Source organism: Paenibacillus tyrphae, assembly GCF_027925525.1.
In the GTDB taxonomy this organism is placed as follows: Bacteria; Bacillota; Bacilli; order Paenibacillales; family NBRC-103111; genus Paenibacillus_G; species Paenibacillus_G tyrfis_B.
On the sequence record NZ_BSDJ01000016.1, the window covers coordinates 88,637 to 106,703 of the forward strand.

Annotated in this window: 18 protein-coding genes; 16 read left to right on the forward strand and 2 right to left on the reverse strand. The window is 45.2% G+C overall.

Features of this window, described 5'->3' with window-relative positions; genetic code table 11:
* The first annotated feature begins 19 nt into the window (after positions 1-19).
* The 10 genes from nikB to QMG93_RS20010 all read left to right on the forward strand — a co-directional run bounded on the left by nikB (position 20) and on the right by QMG93_RS20010 (position 9,094).
* Entirely contained in the window at positions 20-958 is a 939-nt protein-coding gene (gene nikB / locus QMG93_RS19965; protein ID WP_281939483.1) for a nickel ABC transporter permease, read from the forward strand.
* 88 nt (positions 959-1,046) lie between these two features.
* A complete protein-coding gene (locus tag QMG93_RS19970; protein ID WP_281939583.1) occupies positions 1,047-1,847 on the forward strand; it encodes an ABC transporter permease in 801 nt (266 codons plus the stop codon).
* Between the two features lie 46 nt (positions 1,848-1,893).
* Positions 1,894-2,883 (forward strand): ABC transporter ATP-binding protein, encoded by a 990-nt coding sequence (locus tag QMG93_RS19975; RefSeq protein WP_281939485.1) that lies wholly within the window; start codon positions 1,894-1,896, stop codon positions 2,881-2,883.
* Positions 2,880-3,851: an ABC transporter ATP-binding protein gene (locus tag QMG93_RS19980; protein ID WP_281939487.1), complete on the forward strand. Its 972-nt coding sequence runs from the start codon at positions 2,880-2,882 to the stop codon at positions 3,849-3,851. The genes QMG93_RS19975 and QMG93_RS19980 overlap by 4 nt, the downstream gene beginning before the upstream one ends.
* A 28-nt stretch (positions 3,852-3,879) precedes the next feature.
* Positions 3,880-4,986: an aminopeptidase gene (locus QMG93_RS19985; protein WP_281939489.1), complete on the forward strand. Its 1,107-nt coding sequence runs from the start codon at positions 3,880-3,882 to the stop codon at positions 4,984-4,986.
* 65 nt (positions 4,987-5,051) lie between these two features.
* The gene (locus QMG93_RS19990) at positions 5,052-6,071 is read left to right on the forward strand and encodes a dipeptidase (RefSeq protein ID WP_281939491.1); all 1,020 of its coding nucleotides are present in this window, start codon (positions 5,052-5,054) and stop codon (positions 6,069-6,071) included.
* A 58-nt stretch (positions 6,072-6,129) separates the two neighbouring features.
* Positions 6,130-7,770 carry an ABC transporter substrate-binding protein gene (locus tag QMG93_RS19995; RefSeq protein WP_281939493.1) on the forward strand — a complete coding sequence of 547 codons (1,641 nt, stop codon included), beginning with the start codon at positions 6,130-6,132 and terminating at the stop codon, positions 7,768-7,770.
* Positions 7,771-8,117: 347 nt separating this feature from the next.
* A complete protein-coding gene (locus QMG93_RS20000) occupies positions 8,118-8,303 on the forward strand; it encodes a hypothetical protein (RefSeq protein WP_281939495.1) in 186 nt (61 codons plus the stop codon).
* A gap of 103 nt (positions 8,304-8,406) precedes the next feature.
* Entirely contained in the window at positions 8,407-8,619 is a 213-nt protein-coding gene (locus QMG93_RS20005) for a sigma 54-interacting transcriptional regulator (protein ID WP_281939497.1), read from the forward strand.
* Positions 8,591-9,094: a helix-turn-helix domain-containing protein gene (locus QMG93_RS20010; RefSeq protein WP_281939585.1), complete on the forward strand. Its 504-nt coding sequence runs from the start codon at positions 8,591-8,593 to the stop codon at positions 9,092-9,094. The genes QMG93_RS20005 and QMG93_RS20010 overlap by 29 nt, the downstream gene beginning before the upstream one ends.
* Before the next feature lie 4 nt (positions 9,095-9,098).
* Here the strand turns inward: QMG93_RS20010 and QMG93_RS20015 are convergent, their stop codons facing one another.
* Positions 9,099-9,614 carry an ACT domain-containing protein gene (locus tag QMG93_RS20015; protein ID WP_281939499.1) on the reverse strand — a complete coding sequence of 172 codons (516 nt, stop codon included), beginning with the start codon at positions 9,612-9,614 and terminating at the stop codon, positions 9,099-9,101.
* A 477-nt stretch (positions 9,615-10,091) separates the two neighbouring features.
* Here QMG93_RS20015 and QMG93_RS20020 point away from each other — a divergent pair, with 477 nt between their 5' ends.
* The 5 genes from QMG93_RS20020 (at position 10,092) to QMG93_RS20040 (ending at position 15,892) form a co-directional block, all read left to right on the forward strand.
* Entirely contained in the window at positions 10,092-11,240 is a 1,149-nt protein-coding gene (locus QMG93_RS20020) for a M20 peptidase aminoacylase family protein (RefSeq protein ID WP_281939501.1), read from the forward strand.
* 32 nt (positions 11,241-11,272) lie between these two features.
* Positions 11,273-12,121 (forward strand): MurR/RpiR family transcriptional regulator, encoded by an 849-nt coding sequence (locus QMG93_RS20025; protein ID WP_216795014.1) that lies wholly within the window; start codon positions 11,273-11,275, stop codon positions 12,119-12,121.
* A 42-nt stretch (positions 12,122-12,163) separates the two neighbouring features.
* On the forward strand, positions 12,164-13,027 hold the full coding sequence (locus QMG93_RS20030; RefSeq protein ID WP_281939505.1) for a GNAT family N-acetyltransferase: 864 nt from the start codon (positions 12,164-12,166) through the stop codon (positions 13,025-13,027).
* 21 nt (positions 13,028-13,048) lie between these two features.
* Complete coding sequence (menC, locus tag QMG93_RS20035) at positions 13,049-14,158, forward strand: o-succinylbenzoate synthase (RefSeq protein ID WP_216795012.1); 1,110 nt, start codon at positions 13,049-13,051, stop codon at positions 14,156-14,158.
* Between the two features lie 381 nt (positions 14,159-14,539).
* Positions 14,540-15,892 carry a D-serine ammonia-lyase gene (locus tag QMG93_RS20040; RefSeq protein WP_216795009.1) on the forward strand — a complete coding sequence of 451 codons (1,353 nt, stop codon included), beginning with the start codon at positions 14,540-14,542 and terminating at the stop codon, positions 15,890-15,892.
* Positions 15,893-16,212: 320 nt separating this feature from the next.
* On the opposite strand, the gene QMG93_RS35415 is transcribed toward QMG93_RS20040, so the two are convergent.
* Positions 16,213-16,698, reverse strand: a complete 486-nt coding sequence (locus QMG93_RS35415) for a TniQ family protein (RefSeq protein ID WP_413789312.1) — start codon at positions 16,696-16,698, stop codon at positions 16,213-16,215.
* 223 nt (positions 16,699-16,921) lie between these two features.
* On the opposite strand from QMG93_RS35415, the gene tnpA reads away from it, so the two are divergent.
* Positions 16,922-17,464 (forward strand): IS66 family insertion sequence element accessory protein TnpA, encoded by a 543-nt coding sequence (tnpA, locus tag QMG93_RS20045; RefSeq protein WP_281939509.1) that lies wholly within the window; start codon positions 16,922-16,924, stop codon positions 17,462-17,464.
* The last annotated feature ends 603 nt before the right edge of the window (positions 17,465-18,067 follow it).

Below are 18,067 nucleotides of genomic sequence, written 5' to 3' on the forward strand. Positions count from 1 at the left end.
GGATGGGGGTGAACACATCATGAAGCAATACATTTTCAAGCGACTCATTTCGGGTGTCATTGTTCTCTTTGGACTCTCGATTTTTACCTTTATGCTCATTCATTTCATCCCTGGCGATCCGGTACGTATTATGCTCGGTCAGCGGGCAACGGTTGAACAAATCGAGGCGCTGCGAGAAGAGCTTGGGCTCAATAAGCCTCTCGTGACTCAGTATCTCAGCTATGCGTCCGGGGTAGTAAAAGGAGATTTGGGTACGTCACTCAAGACAGGAAGACCCGTAAGCACGGAAATTGCAGAGCGCTTTCCAGCAACGGCGAAAATGGCAGTGGCAAGTCTAGGTGTTGCTGTTGTTGTCGGAATTGGCATGGGAGTCCTTGCTGCTAGATGGAAAGATACGTTTATTGATAACTTCATCATGACGTTGTCAACCTTTGGCATGGCGCTGCCGGGTTTCTGGTTAGGTCTTCTTGTGATTTTGGTGTTTTCTGTGCACTTGGGCTGGTTTCCGATCGCAGGAGGCACCGGGTTCATGGATATCGTACTGCCTGCGTTCACGCTCGGTACTTTGATGGCGACATCGCTCAGTCGATTGACACGTGCGGGCATGGTGGAAGTCTTATCCAATGACTACATCCGTACAGCTCGTGCAAAAGGCATGAGTGAGCAACTTGTGCTAATGCGGCACGCATTTCGCAACGTGATGATCCCGATTGTTGCGGTAATCGGCCTGGAATTTGCGGGACTGTTGGGCGGGGCCGTCATTGTTGAGCAAGTATTCAACTGGCCGGGGATAGGGACATTGGCGATTCAAGCGATCAGCTCGCGGGATTTCCCCATGATACAGGGAACGACATTGTTTATCGGTGCGATTTACGTTCTTGTCGTGATCGTAATTGACGTGTTGTACGCCATCCTCGATCCACGTATCGACTACACGGTAAAACGGGAGGGAGTGTAGTGTGGGCCAGGTCAACAAAACGATTTCCGTCGGTTCGATAGGGCGTAAAGAAAGGTCTCTTCCCCGTTTTGAATTACTGGGCAAGATTATGCAAAAAAAGAAGGCAAGATTTAGCTTCATGATGATGCTGTTCATTATTTTAATCGGTATCACCGGTCCTTGGATTGCCCCTCATGATCCAACCAAAACGTATTACGAAGCTTTTATGCAAGGTCCATCGAAGGAATTTTGGCTTGGGACGGATGCGATTGGCCGCGATATATTATCGCGTTTGCTGTATGGAACAAGGGTGACGTTGACAGTAGCGGTGATGGCGTCTGCAATGACGTTTGTAGCCGGAACGCTCATCGGTGTGACAAGCGCCTATTTGGGAGGATTTTTTGATAACGTGATGATGCGGATCATGGATGTCTTGCTCGCGTTGCCAGGGATTGTATTGGCTTTGGCGATCGTAGCAGTCCTTGGGCCCAGTCAGGAAAATGCGATGATTGCAATCGGCATCGCGTCCGTACCCGGTTTTTCTATCCTCGTCCGAGGGGCAGCTCTAACCGTCAAGGGAGCAGGATATGTGGAAGCAAGTCGGTCAATCGGAAGCTCCAACTGGTGGATTATTATCAACCAAATGATACCGAATATTTCAAATATACTAATCGTGTATACGACTATGTTCATTGGAAGCGCAATTTTAGGTACATCCGCACTCGGGTTTATTGGCCTTGGGGCGCAACCGCCTACTCCAGAGTGGGGAACGATGCTGAGTGAAGGCAAGGATTATTTGGGGGAAGCATGGTGGCTGGCGACGTTTCCGGGAATCGCGATAACTGTCGTAGTTTTTACCGTATACATGCTAGGCGATGCCCTGCGCGATATTTTTGACCCGAAAACATAGATACGGTAAAAAATCAGCTTTCATTCAGTCGCAAGGAGGGGACAACATGACTAACGTGCTGGAAGTGTCCGGTTTGACAACTACGTTTACAAAAAACGGAAAAGATTTCAAGGTAGTGGATGATCTTTCTCTGTGCGTCGGGAAAGGAGAATCCTTGGGCATCGTTGGAGAGTCTGGGTGCGGGAAAAGCGTTACTTCCCTCTCTATTATGCGCTTGCTTGGGAAGAACGGAAAAATTGAAGGAAGCATTCAGTTAAACGGTACTGAAATATTGGCGTTTAACGAAAAAGTGATGCAAAAAATCAGAGGAAAAGAAATGGCGATGATCTTTCAGGAGCCGATGACCGCGCTTAATCCTGTTTTGACAATCGGCAAGCAAATGAGTGAAGGACTCGAAAAGCATGAAGGCATGAAGCGCGCGCAAGCAAAGCAAAAGGTGATTGAGCTGCTTACACAGGTAGGGATTTCACGAGCGAATGAAATCTACAACGAATACCCTCATCGTTTATCTGGAGGGATGAGACAGCGTGTCATGATTGCGATGGCGATCGCTTGCAGCCCGAAGCTATTGATTGCGGATGAGCCGACAACAGCTCTCGACGTGACGATTCAGGCACAAATTCTGGATTTGATTCAAAAAGTCCGCGTGGAATTGGGCATGTCTCTGATCATGATCACACATGATTTGGGAGTTGTTGCCGAGACTTGTGACCGGGTGATGGTGATGTATGCGGGGCAGGTCATTGAATCTGCAGATGTCCGTACGCTGCTGCGTAACCCGAAGCATCCATACACCATCGGCTTGATCCATTCCACTCCGCATAAGGCAAAAGGACAGAAGCGTCTGAACAGCATCGCCGGAAGTGTACCGGCCCCAGACGAATATCCCAAAGGCTGCCGCTTTGCTCCGCGATGCGACAAAGCCATGCCCATTTGTGCCGAACAGAATCCCCAGTTGATGGCTGTGGACGAACAGTCCCATTGCCGGTGCTGGCTGTATCAAGAATTAGATAAGAGATCGGCGGTGAATGTATGACGACGCCTCTCTTGGAAGTGAAAAATTTGCAGAAGCGGTTTCTTACAAGCAAAGGGTGGTTCCAACAGCCAACCTACGTACACGCTGTCAACGGCGTGAATGTGACGGTAAACGTGGGAGAGACCTTAGGCATTGTCGGGGAGTCAGGATGCGGCAAATCGACGCTTGGAAGGTGCATTCTGCGCTTGGTTGAGCCGACTGATGGCCAGATCGTGTTCCAAGGCAACAACATCCGTACTTTTACCAAAGCGGACATGCACAACGTAAGGCGTAATATGCAAATGGTATTTCAAAATCCTTTTGATACGCTGAATCCTAAGCTGACGATTCAGCACATTTTAACAGAACCGCTGATTGCCCATGATATACCAAAGGAACATAGACAATCGCTGATCGAAGAGACGATTGAAATTGTCGGTTTGAGCAAAAGGCACCTCTCACGATACGCGCATGAGTTTTCAGGGGGACAAAGACAAAGGATTGGGATTGCTCGTGCCTTGATGCTAAGGCCAAAGCTAATTATTGCCGACGAGCCGGTTTCCGCTCTAGATGTATCGATTCAATCCCAGATTCTTAATCTGCTTCAAGATTTGCAGGAGCAGTTTTCTCTCACATACCTCTTTATTTCTCATGATTTACGTGTCGTCGAACATATTGCTGATCGAGTAGCGGTCATGTACTTGGGGGAAGTTATCGAGCTGGCGAAAAAAGAAGAGCTATTTCAAAGGCCGATGCATCCGTACGCGCAATCACTTCTCTCAGCCGTTCCCGTTTCTGATCCAGATGAAAAAAGGGAACGGATTATTTTAACGGGGGACTTGCCCTCACCCTCCAATCCTCCCAAAGGGTGCAAGTTTCACCCGCGCTGCTGGGCATGTATGGATGTTTGCAAAACAGAAACTCCTGTGTTGAAAGAAGTAGAAGGAAGAATGGTCGCCTGTCATCTCTATTCGATGGCGGGAAAATAAAAAAAGATGGCGGAGGTGTCAGTGATCGATGTTGGACTCACGTCTTACCAAATTGGCGAATGTGCTGGTGAACTACTCGACTCGTGTACAGCCAGGGGACAATGTACTGATTGAAGCGATTGAAATCGACACGCCTTTGATCAAGGAGCTTGTGAAAGCTGTCCATAAAGCGGGAGGACATCCTTTTGTTAACTTGCGAGATATCAGCATACATCGCGAGCTTTTGTTGAGAGGAACCACAGAACAGTTTCGGACTTGGGCAGAGATTGATCGTTATCAGATGGAGAAGATGCATGCTTTTATCCTCATTGATGGCGGAAACAATATCAACGAGCTGTCCGATGTGCCTGATGAGCAGATGAAGCTGTCCGCTTCCTTTACCAAATCGGTGCGAGAGGTTCGTCTCCAGAAAAAATGGGTCTATCTCCGTTATCCCAATCCTTCTGTGGCTCAGCTGGCTAACAAGAGTACAGAAGCTTTTGAACAGTTCTACTTTGATGTCTGCACGATGGATTACGCCAGAATGGCCAACGCAATGCTTCCGCTAAAGGAACTGATGGAAAGAACAGACAGAGTGAAAATAATCGGACCAGGCACCGAGCTTACCTTTTCGATCAAAGGCATCCCAGCAATTCCGTGTGCGGGAGAAATGAACATACCCGACGGAGAAGTATTTACTGCTCCGGTACGAGATTCGGTGAACGGTGTCATCACATTTAACACGCCATCTCCTTATCAAGGCTTTACGTTTGAAAATGTTCGTCTGGAGTTTGCAAACGGGAAGATCGTGAATGCGACAGCTAATGATACGAAGCGATTGACGGGCATTTTGGATACGGATGAAGGTGCGCGGTTTATTGGCGAGTTCGCACTGGGGGTACATCCTTTCATTCGGGAACCCATGAAGGATATCTTATTTGACGAAAAAATTGATGGCAGCTTCCACTTCACACCGGGACAATGCTATGACATGGCTCCAAATGGTAACGATTCCATGATTCACTGGGATATGGTCATGATCCAACGTCCAGAGTATGGTGGGGGAGAGATCTGGTTCGACGATCGGTTGATTCGAAAAGATGGGCGGTTCGTGATACCGGCACTGGAACCGCTCAATCCTGAAAACTTGAGATAAAATCGGCGCAGCACAAGAGAAGCGAGTAAAGATAGAAAGCCAAGGTAAAGGAGAGGGAAACGCGCATGAGACACGTTATTGATGCTCATTTTGATCTGCTTTTGGATGTGGCAGTCCAACGGGAGCACGGCAAAAGAAACGTCATTGTATCGGACTATTTGCCTGGTTTTGTGGCAGGCGGGGTACATACCATCGTCGCTGCAATTTATATCGACAACAAATTTTTGCCAGAGATGGGCCTGCGAAAGGCGCTCCAGCAAATAAGTGCGCTACATGCAGAGGCGCATGAATCACCTGACAAAATCATGGTATGTAAAAGTGTGGATGATATCGAAAATGCAAAAAAAGCGGGAAAAGTCGGCTTTATCCTTTCTTTGGAAGGAGCCGAACCGTTGTACAACGATCTGAGTATGCTTCGAATCTTCTATGAGCTGGGCGTGCGTTTTATGGGACTCGTGTGGAGCCGACGCAACTTCGTTGGAGACGGCAGTCACTTTTCGCCAGTGCGTGAGGGAAAAAAAGGGGGAATTACCGAATTTGGCGTGCGACTGGTTGAAGAGGCAGAAGCAATGGGGATGATCATCGATGTGAGCCATCTAAACGATGAAGGCTTCTGGGATGTTATCGAAATCGCCAAAAAGCCAATCATCGCCTCCCATTCCAACTGTCGGTCACTTGCTGACTCTATGCGCAATCTTACAGATGAGCAAATCAAGGCGATTGCTTCCACCAATGGGGTGATCGGCATAAATGGTGTCAATATTTTTGTAGCAGATAACGATGACGAGTCAGATCTCGAACACCTGCTGAACCATGTGGACCATATTACATCACTCGTTGGGGTAGAGCATGTCGGAATCGGCCTGGATATAATCGAGCCATTCATGAAGTACGATTCGCCAGATGCAATCGCACAGGCATCGCGCAAAGATTTTGACGTTGTAAAAGGACACATCCAGGTACCGGAGATTGCCAGGGCTCTTGCTAAAAGAGGGTATACAGAAGAAGCGATCGAGCTGATCATGGGCAAAAACTTTATCAGGGTCTATAAAAGAAGTCTGGAAATAAGAGAGAAATTGGATTGAACGACGATATAACATGATGCGTGACTTAAAATGGCTACATCTAAAAAGGAGGTCCGTAGTGTTACGAAAGCGCTTGGATTTGCACATAGGGTATTTGCTGTTTGTATGTTTACTCGCCATTTCTACAGTGGGATGTACTTCTGCACCCCCACCAGTAGAAACGGCCGATCAACAGTCAAAAACGAATGTCAGCCTGACGCCAAAAACAGGGGGAACAATCACAATCGGGTACCAAGCGGAGCCGGATACGTTAGATCCGCAAAAAACAGCTCTTCCAGCCGGCAACTTCGTAGGCGGTTTACTGGGAGGAGCCTTGATGGTTATGGACCCATATACTTTTGAGCTGAAGCCCAATCTGGCTGAATCGTACACGATCTCCAAGGATGGAAAGACCTGGACGTTCAAGCTTCGCCCGGGGGTGAAGTTTCATGATGGAACACCGCTGACCGCATCTTCCATCAAGCAAAGCATGGAGCGGGCAATGGACCCCAAAACTGCTTCACCGCTTACCGGACAAGAGTTAGCTTTGATCCAGTCCATTTCTGCACCCGATGATTCTACTCTAATTTTTCAATTGAAACAGCCTTCTGCTCCGCTGCTTAGTGCTTTGTCCTATGGAGGATACCATCAGCCTTTATCGATGGAGGCGGTGAAGAAATACGGAAATAATTATGGACGAAATCCTGTGGGAGTGGGACCGTGGAAGTTCGAGAGCTGGAAGACGGGGGAATCCATTACGCTGAAACGAAACGATGACTATCAATGGGCGCCTCCGTTTGTGGAGAACAAAGGCCCTGTACGGCCAGATCGGCTCGTCATCAAGTTTATCAAAGACAATCAGACTCTGATGGCTGCGCTTGACAGTGGAACAATTGATATCGCGAACGTACCTGCAAAAGACGTGAAGAAGTACAAGAATGATAAGAAATTCACCGTCGTGGAAGGGACGCAGCCAGTTGAGAACTTCATCGGAATGAATTTGGAAAATGAGATTTTGCAAGATATTAACGTACGCAAAGCTCTTAATCTGGCGATCAACAAGGAAGCGCTGATCGCCGCAGACCTGAAGGGAGAAGGAGTGCCTGTCTACGGACCTATCCCGCCTACAATGATTGGGTACGACCCGGCAGTGGAGCAATACGGCTACAAATACAATAAAGAGGAAGCGATGAGATTGCTGGAGGAGGCCGGTTGGAAGACCAATGAGCGAGGAATCAGGGAAAAAGATGGAAAAGGGCTCAGCCTCATGATGATCATCGACACTCCAAAGCCAGGAAATCAACTTGTGCAAAGCATGCTGAAAGAAATTGGTGTCGATTTGAAAATTCAAAGCTATGAAATGGCCACAGCCACAGCGCAAGCAGTAAAAGGCGCATTTGATTTGATGGCGACTGATCACGGAAGCAATGATCCCGATATTTTGAATCTGCTCTTGAATTCCAATCAAATCGGCGGCTTGAATGTTTTCCGCATCAGCAATAAGAAGCTGGACAGCCTGCTGGAAAAAGGCGCCACAATAATGGATAGCGGGCAAAGAAAGAAAACTTATGCAGCAATACAGAAGCTTGTAGTTGATGAAGCTTACTGGATTCCGCTGTATTCTGCGAAGATGTTCCAGGTCATCAACAATCGCATTCAAGGGGTCAAACCTAACCCGTTGGCGACTTTGAACATCCAGGATATGTGGGTGAACGAATGACATTCGTGCAGTTAGGCGAAGGATTTCGCTTTACCATGAAAATCGAAATATTGATCTGTATATGCTTCCGGGAATGAAGTGGACTGGCTTGGTCCGGCAAATGCCGTTGATGGTGATGGAAGTACAAGATGAGGGGTGTGGGAGACACAAGAACACCGGTGTACGTCACCTTTAATATGAATATAATCAATGTGGTCTTAAATGTATTGATTAATTTAGCATCAGAGATGGCAGACGAATGTTTGTATTCGACCTGCCCTTTCCGTGCGCCCAGCATGGACGCTATCTCTTGGGTGCAAGTCCCGAATGGTGTAGGCCATGCTACATAAAAAAATGGAGGAGAGCAGATGAATCATTCTTTAAGTCATTGGTCACCTCAATTTGAATGGATTCTCCACATCATCAATGTGGGTGTTCATATCGTTAATCGAAGCGGCCAAACGGTATTTTATAATGAAATGATGGCTCAAATTGATGGTTTGGAAAGAGATCAAGTACTGGGAAAAATATATTCCACCTTTTTCCTTCTTTAACTGACGAGTTCAGTACGCTGCATTTAGCTTTGGAGAAGGGAAAGGGAACCGTCGCGATAAAGCTTTTATAGCGATTAATTGCGCAGCTGTGCCGAAGGATTTAATGGAAGGGCTATTGTTTGGAACCCAAAAAGGAGCTTTTACAGGTGCGGTGGATCGACCTGGTTTTTTTGAACAAGCGGATGAGGGCACGTTATTTCTTGATGAATTGAATAGTCTTGATATTTCTTTGCAGTCCAAATTGTTGCGAGTGCTGCAAGATAGGAAGATTCGTCGGGTTGGTGGCGATGTTGAACAAGAAGTCGATGCAACGTAAATCAGATATCCCTGAATTAGCAAATCATTTTATCCAGCATTTTAATAATTTGTTTGGCATGGATGTGAAAGGGATTAGTGATCCGGCTATGCAAAAAATGATGCAGAATCATTGGTCTGGAAATATACGTGAACTTGAACATGCTATAGAATCGGCTTTTAATATGATGGACGGCGGGCAAGATCTGATCCAGGAGTATCATCTGCCGGCCTATGTTTTTCAAACGAAAAAAGAAGAAATATCCCTAGCCTCTCCGGCCGATTTCTCACAAGAGATCGATTTGCCCAAAATGCTTGAAGAACTGGAACGGGATGCAATTATGACTATGCTTGATAAATGCCAGGGCAATGTAAGCAAGACGGCTGAAGCGCTAGGTTTGAGGAGGCAGGCGCTGCAATACAAATTAGACAAGTACAATATTCAACGGGTGTTTATTCAGAAAAACAAAGTGGAACCGTCCAGCGATTACATTTGATCTATTACCAACCTTGCAGGCCGCCGACGAAGGACACATCGCAAGTACCGAGACCGTAAGCAGTGTTAAGTGCGCGGGCGACGTCTGCGAGGTGCTCCAACTTGATGACGAAAGACATCTTGATCTCGGACGTGCTGACAAGCTTGATCGACACGCCCTGCGATGAGATCACCTCGAAAATTTTGGCGGCTACACCCGAAGTACTTAAAATGCCTACACCGACGATGGATACTTTCACGAGCTCTATCTCGTGCGTCGCTTGGCGGTATCCAAGGTCGGCCTGGATGCTGTCGATGACGGTGAGCGCTTTGTCGAAGTCGATCAGCGCCGTCGTGAATGAAAAGTCGGCTACTCCGTCAAAAACCATGCCCTTCGTGATGATGTCCACATTGATCTGTTCCTTTGCCAGTGCGGTGAACACCTTCGCCAATTGATCCGGCTTCTCTGGCACTCCTAGAATGTTGATTTTTGCGATGTTCTTATCATAAACGATGCCTTGAACGACAATGCCTTGTTCCATGACCGCTTCCTCCTCCACTTCGTCTAATAATTCCACTCAGTTATTGCTCTAGATTCTGTTTACAGAGCATAGGGTCCTCATTTTTTTGCCCATCTTTCTTTAGATATCAAGGGAAAGTTGCATGCTCAGCCCACTGAAAACATTACGGGTCTTCCTCTCAACAGGGCGGAAGTAGACACTATCGGGAAATTGACTTGTGGAAAGATGTAACGGAGGAGCAATGGAATAATATCTTAATTTTTGCTTCTATGCCAGCTGCTGTGACTGTACGACAATTAGTATCCAAGTGTATATTTTGGATTGCATTCGCATCTTTCATTGTTTTGCCAGTCATGATAAAGATGCTTGACTGAACCTTTTCCCTTTTTCATTATAAGCTTGTTTTGTGGTGATGGTTATGGTATAAATGAATAAAATGATAAAATAACTTCATCAAATATAAAAATTGAAGTTGTAGCTTCAATATAACCGAGGGAGGTGTTAATCACGAGTTCTTTAGTATCGAATAATTACTTCGATCAGCAGCGAGAGTATATTATTCAAACCTATCGCGATTTGCATGATTTGGCAGAGCCCAGTTGGCAAGAAGAGAAAACATCGCGCTACTTGCAAGAACGCTTGCAACAGGCTGGTTTTACGGTTCTGACATTTGCGGGGCACTACGGTCTTGTAGCGGAGATTCAAGGGGAAACAACGGATGTCGTAGCTCTTCGTGCTGATATGGATGCATTGGTACAAGAGGTTGATGGGATAGTGAAAGCCAACCATTCTTGTGGTCATGATGCTCACAGCACAATGGTCTTACACACCGCAATGGCTCTCAAAGACTGTCAAATTCGTCCTCATAAAACGATTCGCTTTATATTTCAGCCCGCAGAGGAAAAAGGAGAGGGAGCGCTACAAATGATCCGCGACGGCGCCATGGATGGAGTAACGATGCTCTTAGGGGTGCATTTGCGCCCAAGCATGGAAGTGCCGTATGGCAAAGCCGCTCCCGTTATTGTGCATGGGGCGTCTACGTCCATTCGGGGAGTGATATTGGGTCTGCAAGCCCACGCTGCTCGTCCGGAAAATGGTAAAAATCCTCTTGAAGCAGCAGCCTTGATCATTCAAGCATTACAGGGAATTCGCCTGCAAGCACGGTGCCCGTTTTCTGTGAAAATCACGCAATTGCAAGGAGGCGGTGAAACCTCCAATGTCATACCGGAGAGAGCTGAATTTACGCTCGATCTGAGAGCCCAGACCAATGAGGGAATGGTCGAGTTAAAAGAAAAAACCGCTCATGTTCTTCACACGGTTGCCACATTAACGGGTACTAACGTGGAGTGGAAGTATGACGGCTACGTACCTGCAGCAACAGTAAATGAGCAGATGGTAAATCTCGCGAAAAAAGCTATCAGCAAAGTGCTTGGGCCTGAAAATATGGCGGATCAATGCATGACGCAGGGAGGGGAGGATTTCCATTTCTACCCTCTGGAAAAGAACGGTCTAGTATCGACGATGATTGGACTCGGCTGCGATTTAAAGCCCGGCCTGCACCATCCCCACATGTCGTTTGTATTGGATGCTTTGGTGTACGGCACACAAATTTTATCAAGTGCAGTGTTGGAAGCTGCCCAAGCATAAACTTTAACTTACAGGAGCTGTTAATAGAGAATATGTCGTTTGAACAACTGGTCAAAGAAAGGTTTAACGAATTATCACCGGGTCAGAAGAAAGTAGCTGAGTACTTGGTTCAACAACCAGAGGAAGCTGTATTTAGCAAAGCTGCTCAGATCGGGCGTAAAGTGGAAGTAAGCGAAACAACTGTCATTCGGTTATCGTATGCGCTCGGTTTTAGCGGATTCACAGATATGCAGGAAAAAATCCAACGACAATTATTTGTAAACAATCATCAGTCTCCTATATTATCCGACATTAACAGTTCGGTACACTTTGAACAGGCAGACAGAGAGATCAGTCCATACGCTGAGGTTATCGAAAATGAGATCTTGTATTTAAGACAGATGATTGAGCAATTAAAGACAGAAGAAATGGATAAAGTAATTGACCGTTTGATCAACGCTGATCAAATCCTGATCGCCGGGTTTGGTTCGTCTTATGCTCCGGCCTATTGGTTTTCTTACACGCTTGGCATGCTTCGGGAAAACGTCACGGTTTGTCATCAGACGGGGGAATTTTATCAGAAGGTATGCAACCTCACAGAGAAATCCGTGGTCCTTGTCCTGTCTTTCCCGCGTTATAGCAAGGATGCCTTGCGCGTCGCTGTATGCGCAAAGGAACAAGGTATCCCATTGATTTCCGTGACTGACCGCATACTTTCGCCTGTAGGGCGTATTTCCGATATCACGCTGCCAACAAATGTGGATCCCAACTCCATTGCCACCGTCTTCAGTTTTCTTTTTCTGATTATTGAGGGGATCAATCACAAAGACAAAGCGAGAATACAAACGAGACAGCAAAAATTGGAGCAAATGTACTCAAGCTATGAAGTTTTTATCGAATAACTCATTTCTATTTTTGTCAAAATGTCAAGAAAGGGGATTGACATGTTGGGGAATATTAAGTTGGAGCCGCACATTTCTGTACGACTTTTACATTCCGTCGAGGAATTGACCTTGGTGCAGGAATTGGAGGGAATGGTCTGGGAAGCAGATCATCCCCTTCCGATTCATCAAACCATAACGGCAGTAAAAAATGGAGGAATAGTGCTCGGAGCCTATGACGAGGATAAGCTCGTCGGATTTCAGTACAGTTTTGCTGGATTCGACGGAAAGAAAGCCTATCTATGCTCACACGCGCTTGGCATACATACTGACTATCGAAAATGCGGGATTGGGGAGATGCTGAAACGTGCACAGCGAGATGAAGCTATAAAAAAAGGCTATGACCTGATTACCTGGACGTATGACCCGCTGGAAACTGTCAACGCGAATCTAAACATTAAGAAGCTAGGGGCCATATGCTCTCAATACATCGAGAACTGTTACGGAGAAATGCCGGATAGCCTCAATGCAGGAATTCCATCTGACCGGTTGCTCGCGGAGTGGTGGATTATTAGCGATCATGTCGCTGAAACCTTAGGACATAATGGCGGAGCACAGGTTACCGTTACGGATTGCTCAACCGTAATTAAGGTGAACATCAATGATCAAGGATATCCTGTTCCGGTGGAGACGATTACAAGCTTGACTACCAAAGACGTAAGACTTCTTGTACCGGTTCCTGCTTTCTATCAAAATATCAAGGGGCACGATTTATCGTTGGCATTATCGTGGCGAATGGCCACACGTTCTGTGTTCACTCATTATTTTCAACAAGGATGGCAAGTGGTTGGTTTTATTAAGAATGAAGTAGCGGAGCACGAAAAAACCAGCAGCGTTCATTATTATGTGATGGAAAAGAACAAGTAAAGATAGGTGGAGGAATTTGACATGGAGATCGAGCACATTGTACTGCGACATTTGAAAATGAAATTGTTGCAACCGTTCACAACGAGTTTAGGCAAGGAACTAGATAAAGACTTTATACTGGTTGAGATCAAATCCAAACAAGGGATATCCGGTTGGGCAGAGTCCGTAGCCAGTATTAACCCTCTGTATAAAGAAGAAACAGTAAAAACGAACTGGCATGTGATGGAGGATTTTTTAATTCCGCTCTTGTTTCAGAAGGAAATCGAGCATCCGGATGAAGTGACGGAACGCTTCAAGCATATCCGGGGCAATTACATGGCCAAATCTGCCCTGGAAGGGGCGATGTGGGATCTATACGCCAAAGAACAGGGCATTTCACTTGCCAAAGCATTGGGAGGCATAAAGGAGAAAATCGATGTCGGTATAAGCATAGGAATTCAGGATTCCGTTGGGCAATTGCTGCGGTTGGTAGATGAAAACGTAACGAAAGGCTATAAAAGGATCAAGGTGAAAATACAGCCTGGATGGGATGTCGACGTCATCCGGGAAATCAGAAGACATTTTCCGGATATTCAGTTAATGGCTGATGCCAATAGTGCCTATACGCTGCAGGACTTGGAACACTTGGCTGCTCTGGATGAGTTCAACTTGATGATGATTGAACAGCCAATTGCTCATGATGATATCATTGACCACGCAGTGCTGCAGGCGAGACTGAAAACACCTATTTGCCTGGATGAGAGTATTCATTCTGTAGACGATGTGCGAAAAGCGATCCAACTGGGCAGCTGCAAGGTAATCAACATTAAAATCGGCAGAGTAGGGGGATTGACGGAAGCTAAAAAAATTCACGACTTGTGTGCAGAACATCAAATCCCGGTATGGTGCGGTGGCATGCTGGAGGCGGGAATAGGCAGAGCGCATAACATTGCGATCACTACATTGCCCAACTTCATAATGCCAGGAGATACGGCAGCTTCCTCAAACTATTGGTCACAGGATATCATTGATCCGGAGGTAACCGTGGAAAGCGGCGTTATTACGGTGCCAACCACGCCTGGGATCGGCTATGAACCCAATCGCGAACGGATTGCAGAGCGCACGCTGTACAGCAAATATTATCGGGCTTAAGAGGGACGATATCCAGTCGCTCACAGTACGAAGGAGGAAGTTATTATGTGACGGACTTATAAGTGAGTCTGTCAAGAATTTTGTGTAAGCTCTCAAAATTGATCTAGCAACTACGATGCCGCGGCTTGACATGGAGCCTCTGTGGGCATGATGATCGGCGATGCTTGCGATTCCCAAACAGGTCATCGCCAAGGCAGTTAGCCTATCATGCCCACCCCTCCAAAGATTTGGCGAAAGAATGGCGATTTATCCTGCGCGATCAATTTCAACATGCTTTGGCAAACGGATATGTAGTCACCGGGTTATTACGCAGCGAGGGCTCATTAATAGTTTAAAACAATGAAAAGGAAGAAACATCGAAAGCTAAGCGAGGGATAAGTCATGTACAACAACAATATTCTGGGGAAATCGTTGGAACGATGGATAGAGGAATTTCCTTTGATAACGCAATTGATTTCCACCGAGGAAGTATTTTGGAACAATCCACATTATCGACCATTTGAACAATGTGCTGGTGAGCTTCCCTTGGAAGAAAAACATGTACAGGATGCGGAGCAGAGGCTACAACGGTTTGCTCCTTATCTGGCCAAAGCTTTTCCTGAAACAAGACAAATGAATGGGATCATTGAGTCTCCTCTCGTGCAAATTCCAGCTATGCAACAAGATGTGGAGGACAGGTACGGTCAAAAAATTCTTGGGCAATTATGGCTCAAATGCGATAGTCATCTGCCCATTTCAGGATCTATAAAAGCAAGAGGCGGCATTTATGAAGTATTGAAGTATGCTGAGGATTTAGCCATCCATCATAACATGCTTACCGTTGAAGAGGATTACTCTATCCTGGCTGACCAAGCTTTCAAGGATTTCTTTTCACAATATTCTATCGCCGTAGGATCAACAGGTAATTTAGGGATGAGCATTGGAATTATTAGTGCCGAAATCGGGTTCCATGTAACTGTGCATATGTCTGCGGATGCAAAGCAGTGGAAAAAAGATTTGCTTAGAAAAAAAGGCGTGGTTGTCGTTGAATATGCATCGGATTACAGCAAGGCCGTAGAAGAAGGACGTAAACAATCGGAGCAAGACCCTACTTGTTATTTCATTGATGATGAAAATTCCCAAGATTTATTTTTGGGGTATTCGGTAGCCGCCCCCCGATTAAAGAAACAACTGGAAGACAGGAAGGTCATTGTAGATGAAGACCATCCGCTGTTTGTATATCTCCCATGTGGAGTAGGTGGGGGACCGGGCGGCGTAGCTTTTGGCTTAAAGTTGCTTTATAAGGATCAAGTACATTGCTTTTTCGGTGAGCCTACCCATTCACCATGTATGCTGCTTGGTTTAATGACGGGTATGCACAATAAAATTTCTGTACAAGATTTTGGGATAGACAACATCACAATTGCTGACGGACTAGCAGTGGGAAGGCCGTCCGGTTTTGTTGGAAAAACCGTCGAAGGTTTATTGAGTGGAATTTATACAGTGAGTGACGATCAGTTGGTTGAACTGTTACGTGCGCTAGTCGATACGGAAAACATTCACCTAGAGCCTTCGGCATTGGCGGGTGCTTATGGCGCCATTCAATTATTCAAGAGCGAAGCCGGGCACAATTATGTGGAAAAGCATGACTTGCGAAAAAAACTAATGAATGCCACACACATCATTTGGGCAACCGGAGGTAGTATGGTTCCTGAAGATATCATGGCATCCTACTATTCCATGGCCAAATCGTGAGTGTCAATATTTTATTGAGCTATTCTGTGCAATACATGACCAAGTAAGTTTTGTAAATAACAATTACTAACGTTTATTCTGTTTACTGTAATCCAGCTTGCATTTTTATCGATATATTGTTTCTGAGCTTGGCCACACATGAATGTCAGCAATCGAAATAGTTCATTGAGATTCAGATCAAATAAAGGACTTTGTAAGTCTGAAGGGGGGGATTTTTCTAAAGACTACGGATGAAATGTGGTTTGATAGATCGATAACATTTTGCTGGGGTGTTTCAGTAACAACCTTTTTAAAATCAAACCCGCACTTACAAAAGTCAATTATATTCCTGCCCTGCCAAGATATCGTTTTTTTGCAAGAAGGGCAACTTCTATTAGAGAAATTAAATGTCTTTCGCAAGCAGTATAAAAGGCAAGTTCCCAGACTTTTCTGCTATACATAGGACTTTCACTTAAGCACATTGGACAGACTTTTGATTTAAGATTATGTATAGCATTCTCAGGTATAGTCTCATTTCCGTAAATTACAAACCTACCTTCTGATTCACAAAACGTTAAATTCCGTAAAGAGTCGCTAGAATAATTGCACAAAATACTTAGTCTTTCAAGGCTTTGAGTGGCCCTCAATATCGTTGTACAAGCTATTCTGCTTAAATATCCCGGCATTGTTAATCCAGAAAGTTGGAACATGGGAAGTGGATTCTCGAAATGATTAGCGGATGCCAGTCGAAAAATGTAACCCGAGAGGCTTTCATCGAAAAAGGGAATAGGTCGTTTTGGAAGAATCAATATTGTAACTCCATTCAATTAGAAAACGTAATAAAATAACTTTAATTCAAATTATCATTTTTTCATTATTAACATAAATATCCATAATTATAACTCAGGCTAAAGGAACAAAAATTGGAGTACAGCCTACTGGATGATCTTCCATTAATACTTTTATCAGCCTAAACGTAAAATACTCCCCATCTTTCAATAGCCTTAAGCTCATAAGAAAATAAGGCATCCTAAATGAGGAGGTTGCCTCATGACAAAAAGAGATCAACGTCAAAACGGATGGGCGAAACGCATTGAAGCTTATAAGGCCAGCGGACTCACTATGGTAACATGGTGCAGTACCAATCAAGTCAATTTGGAACAATTGAAATATTGGACACGGAAACTCAAAAAAATCGCCTCGTCAGACATCGTTTCTTCGGCCCGCTTTATTCCGGTTACCGTCACGGAGCTCGCCGCTCCTCTTGCCTCTTCTTCGCTTGTTATTCATGTCGGGCCTGCCAGCATCGCCCTCCAAAAAGGATTTGACCGGCAGTTGCTACGTGAAGTGGTAGAAGCCTTAACCTCATCATGCTTACGTTTTCAAACGCACACCCTGTCTATCTGGCATTCGGCGCCACGGACTTGCGTAAATCAATCGATGAGACTCGCTGCGCTCGTCCAAGAAGATTATGGCCTGAATCCATTCTCTCCGAGCTTGTTCGTGTTTTGCAATCGCGAGCGTAACAAGCTCAAGCTACTCTTTTGGGAGGTCAACGGCTTCTGGCTTTTTTACCGTCGTCTTAAATTTTGAAGGTCGACGATTCTCAATCCCATATAGCCCGTTAAATCAGGCTTCTCAGTCTAAAACTTTATCTTCACTGGTCACTAATAACTACTTCAACTATTCGCCAGTTAGTTTAGCGGCCGGGGGCGAAAAATTAAACAAATTTAATATATTTAAACGACTTTATTATGAATTAAGCAACTTAATAACAGCTCGCATCTATCTTACGTGCGCGCGTAACTTTCAGCTGCGTAAATGATTTCATGAATCCCGTCGCTTTTCTAGGTGTGCGGGATTTGTTTTGCTTTACAAATTAGCCATGAAATAGATAATTAAAATGACAAAACAAATTACAATTCACATTTTTTTTGTGAGTTGTAATTAAAAATGTCGCTGATTTGAAGATAATCAAATACCTACTGTGATTAAAATTAAAAAAGTGAACAACAAAGGGGATTTGCGTTCCCGTGGCTGTTTGGAAAAAAGAAGGCAAGGATGATATTTAATTTTGTCGGGAAACGCGTAAGACGGTAAGAACATATATGGTTAACCGTAATTGATATATGTTATCAATTACGAAAAACATACATACTATGCTTGAGATGTATAAACGACCCTCATCTTGGATTC